The sequence below is a fragment of the Mesorhizobium sp. M7A.F.Ca.CA.002.15.2.1 genome, assembly GCF_003998715.1.
GTDB lineage: Bacteria > Pseudomonadota > Alphaproteobacteria > Rhizobiales > Rhizobiaceae > Mesorhizobium > Mesorhizobium ciceri.
In genome coordinates, this window is record NZ_RZPI01000198.1 from 1 (window position 1) to 8268 (window position 8268).

General features: G+C 62.2%; 8 protein-coding genes. All 8 read right to left on the reverse strand.

The window, feature by feature from the left end:
* Positions 1-319, reverse strand: a 319-nt coding sequence (locus tag ENZ74_RS13565; protein ID WP_164761024.1) for an ABC transporter substrate-binding protein, incomplete at its 3' end; no start/stop codon positions are given.
* A 137-nt stretch (positions 320-456) separates the two neighbouring features.
* Positions 457-804 (reverse strand): DUF6867 family protein, encoded by a 348-nt coding sequence (locus ENZ74_RS13570; RefSeq protein WP_013529096.1) that lies wholly within the window; start codon positions 802-804, stop codon positions 457-459.
* A gap of 110 nt (positions 805-914) precedes the next feature.
* Positions 915-1643, reverse strand: coding sequence for an ABC transporter ATP-binding protein (locus tag ENZ74_RS13575; protein ID WP_013529095.1), 729 nt, complete (start codon positions 1641-1643; stop codon positions 915-917).
* The gene (locus ENZ74_RS13580) at positions 1643-3199 is read right to left on the reverse strand and encodes an ATP-binding cassette domain-containing protein (RefSeq protein WP_013529094.1); all 1557 of its coding nucleotides are present in this window, start codon (positions 3197-3199) and stop codon (positions 1643-1645) included. Before ENZ74_RS13580 ends, ENZ74_RS13575 begins: the two co-directional genes overlap by 1 nt.
* Complete coding sequence (livM, locus tag ENZ74_RS13585; protein ID WP_013529093.1) at positions 3199-4794, reverse strand: high-affinity branched-chain amino acid ABC transporter permease LivM; 1596 nt, start codon at positions 4792-4794, stop codon at positions 3199-3201. Before livM ends, ENZ74_RS13580 begins: the two co-directional genes overlap by 1 nt.
* Positions 4795-4798: 4 nt before the next feature.
* Positions 4799-5701 (reverse strand): branched-chain amino acid ABC transporter permease, encoded by a 903-nt coding sequence (locus ENZ74_RS13590; protein ID WP_013529092.1) that lies wholly within the window; start codon positions 5699-5701, stop codon positions 4799-4801.
* 334 nt (positions 5702-6035) lie between these two features.
* Positions 6036-7037, reverse strand: a complete 1002-nt coding sequence (locus tag ENZ74_RS13595; RefSeq protein WP_013529091.1) for a 4-hydroxyproline epimerase — start codon at positions 7035-7037, stop codon at positions 6036-6038.
* A 32-nt stretch (positions 7038-7069) separates the two neighbouring features.
* Positions 7070-8266 carry an FAD-binding oxidoreductase gene (locus tag ENZ74_RS13600; RefSeq protein ID WP_164761025.1) on the reverse strand — a complete coding sequence of 399 codons (1197 nt, stop codon included), beginning with the start codon at positions 8264-8266 and terminating at the stop codon, positions 7070-7072.
* Between the last annotated feature and the right edge of the window lie 2 nt (positions 8267-8268).

Below are 8268 nucleotides of genomic sequence, written 5' to 3' on the forward strand. Positions count from 1 at the left end.
CCGGGATAGAGACGCCGGAGTTGAAGTGGCCGACCACGAACTTGACGCCGTCGCCGACGAACTTGTTGGCGACCGAGATACCCTGCTTCGGATCGGAGACGTCGTCGCCGACTTCGAGCTTGATCTGCTCGCCGTTGATGCCGCCCTTGGCATTGATGTCGGCGACAGCAGCTTCCGCCCCCTTCTGCAGCTGCGCGCCGAAGGCGGCGTTCGGACCGGTGATCGGGCCCGCGACGCCCATCATTACGTCAGCCCACGCGCTGCCGCCGAACGCGACAAGCGCGGTCAGGGCGACGGCGGACAAAAGTGACTTTTTCATTTAAACGCTCCCATTAACGGAGTGGGCGTGGATGAAGCTTTCATGCGATGCCCACCCTTATCGCAGAAAGCATAGTTTGCCGATTTTCAGGCACTTGTCACGCCGATTCAATTTCGAGGCGGCGTTAATGATGAACGTCAACCTTTCGGTTTCCAGCTCAAGAGTGAAGCTCTTTCGTAGAGCCAATTATACTGTGTCACCATCTGGTTGGTGCGCGTGTATTGATAGCCGACGAAGCCGAGGATCATCAGCACGATGGTGTCGACGACATAATAATGCAGCGAGAACATGGTGCCGCCGAACAGCGCGTGATGGATGAAGCGGATCGCGATGCCGAGGCCCAGCACATAGGCGAACAGCTGGATGAAGCTGCGCCACGTCTGGGCACTGGCCTTGCCCGTCATCCACGCCGCCCAGCCGCCGAGCAGACAGGTGACGAAGAAGAACTGCCAGATCGAGGGTTCCTCGTAAAGAATGCCCTGCATGGTGAAGTCTCCTTAGCATGATCCCGAAAGTTGCGGACTTTCCGGACAAAGATCATGCGACAAACAAACAATCTGGAGCGGAATAGCGGTGCACGCATTCCGCTTCGAACTCAGTGGTGTCCGCCCTCGAGATAGGCGGCGCGCACTTCCGGATTGGCGAGCAGTTCCTTGCCGGTGCCGCTCATCGTCACATTGCCGTTGACCATGACGTAGCCGCGCGTGGCGAGCTTGAGCGCGCCGAAGGCGTTCTGCTCGACCAGGAACACGGTCAGCCCCTGGGTGCGGTTCAGTTCGCGGATGGCGTCGAAGATCTGTTTGACGATCAGCGGCGCGAGACCCAGCGACGGCTCGTCGAGCAAAAGCAGCTTCGGCCGTGCCATCAGCGCGCGTCCGATCGACAGCATCTGCTGCTCACCGCCCGACAGCGTGCCACCGCGCTGGGTGATGCGCTCCTTCAAACGCGGGAACAGCGTGAACACCTTCTCGACGTCCTCGTCATAGTGCTTGAGGTTGTCGAGGCTGGCGCCCATCTGCAGGTTTTCCATCACCGTCATGCGCGGAAAGATCCGCCGGCCCTCGGGCGATTGGGCAATGCGCATGCGCGCGATCTCGTGCGTCGGCATCTGGGTTATGTCGGTGCCGGCAAAGGTGATAGTCCCGGCGCGAGCCCGCGGCGCACCGAAAATAGTCATCATCAGCGTCGACTTGCCGGCGCCATTGGCACCGATCAGCGCCACGATCTCACCCTGCTTGACGGTGACATCGACGCCGTTCAGCGCCCGGATGTTGCCGTAATAGGTCTGCACGCCCTTGATATCGAGCAGCGTTGTCGCGGCCATCACTTGCCCCCTCCACGCTTGCCCGCCACGGGCTTGGCAGCGGTCTTGCTCGCGGTCTTTCCGGAGGCTGCCTTTGCAGTCTTTGCGGAAGCATGGCTCGTCGCCACCTTGCCCGCATCCACGCGGCGCGAAAATTCCGTGTCCCTGCCCTGGCCGAGCAGCCTAGCCTGTTTGACCCATTCCTCGCGCGCGATACGTCCGTCAAAAGCAAGATAGGCTTCGGCGGCCTCGACGTCGGCCTTTTTCCAGGCGCCGATCTGGTCGAAGTGGAAGATGCCGTGGTCGTTGAGCTTCTTCTCGTTGACCGTACCGATGCCCTTTATGCGGGTCAAATTGTCGGCCTTGCCGCCGCGAGGCGCAGCCAGCCGGTTGGAGATCTCTCCAGTCTTCGCCGCAGGCTTGGCGGATGCGGTCGACTTCGCCGCCGTGCCGGTTGCCGCCTTCGACGTCGCTTTCGGAGCAGGCTTTGCCTTCGCCGGCGGCACGGCTGCCTGCGAGGCTGCCTTGTTTGCCGCGGCGAGCGACCTGGCGTCGACCTGACCGGCCTTTGACGCTCCCTTGGCCACCGTAACCCGCTCGCCCGAACTATGGCCGACCGTGTCGGTCACCGGCCCGGCGAGATAGGACGACGATGTTCCCGGACCGTGCGCGGCATCCGGCCCCGTATCGAGCTGTTCGATGACATCTTCGTCGCCGACTTCGGTAAGGACCGCTTCGACTTCCTCGTCGTCGACGCCGAGATAGGCGGCGATGACGCGCGGATCGGTGCGCACCGACTGCGGACTGCCGTCGGAGATCTTGCGGCCATACTCCAGCACCACGACATGGTCGGAGATCTGCATGACCACCGACATGTCGTGCTCGATCAACAGGATCGAGGCGCCGGATGTGTTCTTGATGTCGATCAGCAGCTCGTTGAGCGCCGCCGATTCCTTCGGATTGAGGCCGGCCGCCGGCTCGTCGAGGCACAGAAGCTCGGGTCCCGTGCACATGGCGCGAGCGATCTCGAGACGGCGCTGCGCGCCATAGGGCAGGTCGCCGGCCGGGTCGTCGGCACGGTCGACAAGATCGGCCTTTTCCAGCCAATGCTTGGCGAGCTCCACCGATTCGGCCGAGGCCTTGCGATAGCCGCTGAAGCCGAACAGGCCAAGCACCGTGTAGCCCGATGCCTTCATCAGTTTGTTGTGCTGGGCGACCAGCAGGTTCTCCAGCAGGGTCATGCCGGAGAACAGGCGGATGTTCTGGAAGGTGCGCGCCACCTTGGCGCGCGCCGGGATTTCATGGTTGGGCAGCCGCTCGAGCAGGAAGGTCGAACCATCGTTCCGGTTGAGCGTGATCATGCCTTCCGAGGGCTTGTAGAAGCCGGTGATGCAATTGAACACCGTGGTCTTGCCGGCGCCGTTGGGGCCGATCAGCGCGGTGATCTCGCCGCGCTTGGCGGCGAAAGACAGATCCCCGATGGCCACCAGGCCACCGAACTTCATCGACAGATGATCGACCTGAAGGATAGCGTCGTTCATGCCCGAAGCGGCTTTCTGAACAGGGTTCGCATTCATCAGCCGTGTCCTTCCTTGGTGAAGGAGCTTGAGACGGCCTTTCGCTCCTTCAGGAAGGCGGTTGGTTCACGACTGCCGACGAAGCCGCGCGGCTTCCACAGCATGACGATGACCATGGCCATGCCGAACAGCAGCATGCGGTAGAGTTCCGGTGTGAAGTCCGGTCCGAAGACCTGCTTGAGGAAGTCGAGTTCGCGCAACGCCTCGGTGCCGCCGATCATCACCATTGCGGCGACCGCTATGCCGACCAGCGAGCCCATGCCACCGAGAACCACGATGGCCAGGATGATGGCCGATTCCAGGAAGACGAAGGATTCCGGGCTGACGAAGCCCTGCCGTGCGGCGAAGAATGCGCCGGCGAAGCCGCCGAACATCGCACCCGTGGCAAAGGCCGTAAGCTTCGTGGTGGTGGTGTTGATGCCGAGCGAGCGGCAGGCGATCTCGTCCTCGCGCAACGCTTCCCAGGCACGGCCGACCGGCATGCGCCGCAGCCGGATGGTGACGAAGGCTGTCAGCAGCGCCAGCGCCAGGATCAGGTAATAGAGGAAGATCTTGTAGTAGGCGCTCGATGTCGCCAGATGCAGCACCTTGGCGACGTAATTGGGGTCCGACACGTTGAAGGTCATCAGGCCGAAGAAGGTGACCTTCGGGATGCCGGAAATACCGGCTGAACCGTTGGTGACTTCCCGCCAGTTGATCAGCACCAGGCGGATGATCTCACCGAAAGCCAAGGTGACGATCGCCAGGTAATCGCCGCGCAGGCGCAGCACCGGGAAACCGAGCAGCACGCCCCAGAAGGCGGCCATGGCGCCGGCGGCCGGCAAAAGGATCCAGAACGACAGGCCGTACTGCGTGCCGAGCAGCGCATAGGCATAGGCGCCGACCGCGTAGAAGGCGACATAACCGAGGTCGAGCAGGCCGGCGAGGCCAACGACGATGTTCAGGCCCCAGGCCAGCATCACATAGATCAGGATCTGGATGCCGAAATTGTCGACCCATTTCAGCGAGCCTTGCAGTCCGCCGACGAACGACCAGGACATCAGCGACAGGATCGCCACCACCAGGATCGGATAGAGGATCAGCGCGGCAATGCCGAGTTTGGTGAAGTTGGCATGAATGAAGCCGCGGAAATAATAGATCACGCAGGCCAGCACATAGATGACCGACAAGGCGCGCAGGAACTGCAGATAGCCCGCCGGCTCCGCTCCCACCCATCCGACGAGAGAGCTGTTGACCGCAAACAACACCACCGCCGCGACCAAGGCCACGATGAAGGCCGGCAACTGGAAGAAGCGTGACGCCACGCTGGCCGGCAGCAGGCCGGTGGCGACGTCGGTGATCTTCTGGTTGGCCAGGAAGGGCTGTCCATAGGCGACATAGAGGAAGCGCCCGACAGCCGTGGCGATAACCACGGCGGCAAGCAGGCCCCAGCGTGTCGTCAGGACCAGTTCATTGGAAATGTTCTGGCCGGTCTTCAGGCCGATGAACAGCACGAACAGGCCAAACGATATGGCAGCGGCATAGAGCGCCTCACGCAATGCGCGCTGCATGGGGGTGGCGACGGTGTCGCGCTCCGGAGATACGGTGACGGCCATAGTCTCAGACCTTTTCGACTTCTGGCCGGCCCAATATGCCGGAAGGCAGGAAGATCAGCACGATGGCCAGGATCGAGAACGCCGCGACATCCTTGTAGTCGATCGAGAAATAGGCCGACCACATGCTCTCGATGAAGCCGATCATCAACCCGCCGACCACCGCGCCCGGCAGCGAACCGATGCCGCCCAGCACCGCCGCCGTGAAGGCTTTCACGCCCGGCGTGAAACCATCCGAGAAGGCAATGACGCCGTAATACATCAGGAACAAAGTGCCGGCGACCGCGGCAAGGGCCGCACCCATGATGAAGGTGATCGAGATGGTACGGTCGACATCGATGCCGAGCAGCGCCGCCATCTTGCGGTCCTGCTCACAGGCCCGTTGCGCTCGTCCAAGCGAGGTCTTGTTGACCAGATACCAGAACAGCGCCAGCAGCAGCGCCGTGACGACGACGATGATGATCTGCTTCAGCGACACGCTGATGCCGTTGATGTTGTAAACCTGGCTGACCATCGGCGGGATCGGCTTGTTGCGGGGACCCTGCGTCACCTGGACGAAGTTCGACAGCGCGATCGACATGCCGATGGCAGTGATCAGCGGGGCCAGTCGGAACGAACCGCGCAGCGGCCGGTAGGCCACCTTTTCGATCGTCCAGTTGTAGAGGCTGGTGAGCAGCATCGCCACGATCATCATGATCAGCAGCGCCAGCACAACCGGCACGGAATAGAACAGCGCGCCAAGGGCGAGGAAGACGATCAGTGCCGTGAAGGCACCCACCATGAAGATGTCGCCATGGGCGAAATTGATCATACCGATGATGCCGTAGACCATCGTGTAGCCGATCGCGATCAGCCCATAGATCGATCCCAGCGTCAGCCCGTTGATAAGCTGCTGGACAAAGTACTGCATGTGTACATGGCTCCCCTGGAATGTCGCCCATGCAGACGCATTCCTTTTCGTATTTCCCCTAGTCGTAAAGTTTCGAGCCCGGATTGCAACGTCATTTTTCAATCGTCATGCGTGTTTTCGAAGCACGCCGCCCGATTGCCCGTTTTCCATCATCCGACCCCTGGACTATCGCGGACCCTACCATTGGCATAACGCAATGTCTTTGACGATTCGACCGCATCATGCGCCCCGTTTCGAAGAAATCGCCGTCAAAATTAGGTGATGAAAGGAATCCTTGCGTTTTTGGCACGATCCATTTTTCAGGTCGTTGCTTTCCGCAAGGTCAGGATTCCCATCACTTGACAACAAACCCGTGCGCGAACGGGTCGCGGTCGTCGATGAAGATGGTGTTCAGTCCGGTCATGCGCGCCCAGCCGCCGATCGAGGGAATGATGGCCGGCTTGCCGGCCACGCTGACATCCTTTTCGACCTTGCCCTTGAACAGCGAACCGATGATCGATTCATGCACGAAGCTGTCTCCGGCCTTGAGTTTGCCCTTGGCATGAAGCTGCGCCATGCGCGCCGAGGTGCCGGTGCCGCAGGGCGAGCGGTCGATCGCCTTGTCGCCGTAGAACACGGCATTGCGGGCATCCGCCCCATCCACCGTCGGCGCACCGGTCCACAGCATGTGCGACAGCCGGTTGATGCCAGGATTTTCCGGATGCACGAAGGAATATTTCTCGTTGAGCCGCTGCCGCACCACCGGGCTCCAGGCGATGAAGTCGCCCGCCGAATGATCGGCCATGTCGCGATAGTTCTCCTGCGGTTCGACGATGGCGTAGAAGTTGCCGCCATAGGCGACGTCGACGGTGATTTCACCGAGCCCAGGGCATTCGACCGTCAGCCCCTCGGCATGGAGGAAGGATGGCACATTGGTGATGCGCACCTCCTCGACATAGTCGCCGACCTGCTTGTATTCGGCGACGACCAGCCCGGCCGGCGTGTCGAGCCTGAGCACGCCCGGCGTCTTTGGTTTGATCAGTCCGTGCTCGATGGCCATCGTCACCGTACCGATCGTGCCATGGCCGCACATCGGCAGGCAGCCGGAGGTTTCGATGAACAGGATGGCGATGTCGCAATCCTCGCGCGTCGGCGGATAGAGAATCGAACCGGACATCACGTCGTGGCCGCGCGGCTCGAACATCAACCCGGTGCGGATCCAGTCATATTCGGCCAGAAAATGCGCACGCCGCTCCATCATCGTCGCGCCCTGCAACAGCGGGCCGCCGCCGGCGACCAGCCGCACAGGATTGCCGCAGGTGTGGCCGTCTATGCAGAAGAAGGATTTCTTGGCCATGACGCTCCTCGAAAATCAAAAACCCGAAAAAATCAAAATCGTTGCGGACTGAAGGGGGCCAGATCGATCGGCGGAGTCTGCCCCAGGACAAGATCCCTGATCAACCGTCCGGTGGCCGCCGCCTGGGTCAGGCCGAGATGGCCATGGCCGAAGGCATAGACCACCGACCGCTTTCCCGGCGCGCCGCCGATGACGGGCACTGAATCCGGCAGCGAGGGGCGGAACCCCATCCATTCGCGCCCGCCCGAGGGATCGAGCCCCGGCAGGAATTTCTGTGCCTTCTGCAGCAGCGCCTTCGACCTGGCATAATTGGGCGGCCGTTCGATGCCGCCGAGTTCGACGGCGCCGCCGACGCGCAGACCCGTTTCGAGCGGCGTGACGACGAAACCATGGCCGGAGAAGATCAGCATCCGCTTCACGTCGAAGGCACTCGTGGGCAAGGTGGTGTTGTAGCCGCGCTCGGTCTCCAGCGGAATGCGATCGCCGAGTTGCTTAGCCAGCAGATGCGACCAGGCGCCGGCGGCGACGACGAGGTGCCGGGCCTCTCTGGTCGTGCCGTCTGCCAACGTCAGCGTCGCTCCATCCTGATCCGCCGCGACTTGGCTGATCCGGACCAGCTCAAAGCGAGCGCCCTTGGCCTGCGCATAGGTCCACACCGCTTTGCCCAGCAGTTTCGGGTCGGCGACCGTCTTCCATCCCGGCACGAACGTGCCTTTGATGAAGCGCGGCGACAGGCCCGGCTGCAAGGCGGCCAGTTCCTCGCCCTCGACGTGGCGGAAACCGATGCCGAAACGCTTACGCGCCGCCCAGCCGGGCAGCCCGGCCTGAAATTCGGCTTCGCTTTCGTAAAGCTCGAGCGAGCCATCCTCGCGCAGCATCGACCGCGTGCCGGAGCGATCGAGCAAGCCCATCCACTCCGCCTCGGCAAGCTTCATCATGCCTGCTTGAGCGGCAAGGCTCGCCTCGTATTTCCCCGGCGCACCGGCGCGCCAGAAGCGGATCAGCCAGGGCAGAAGCGTCGGCAGGTAGGCGGGCGGGATGCTGAGCGGGCCGAGCGGATCGGCCAGCCATTTCGGCAGCTGCCGCATCATGCCCTTGTGCGCCAGCGGCAGCACGTCGGAGAAGGCGAAGGCGGCGGCATTGCCCGAGCTCGTCACCTCGCAAATGCCTGTGCGATCGAAGACGGTGACCCTGCGTCCCGCCTCAGCGAGAGAAGCAGCGGCACAGATAC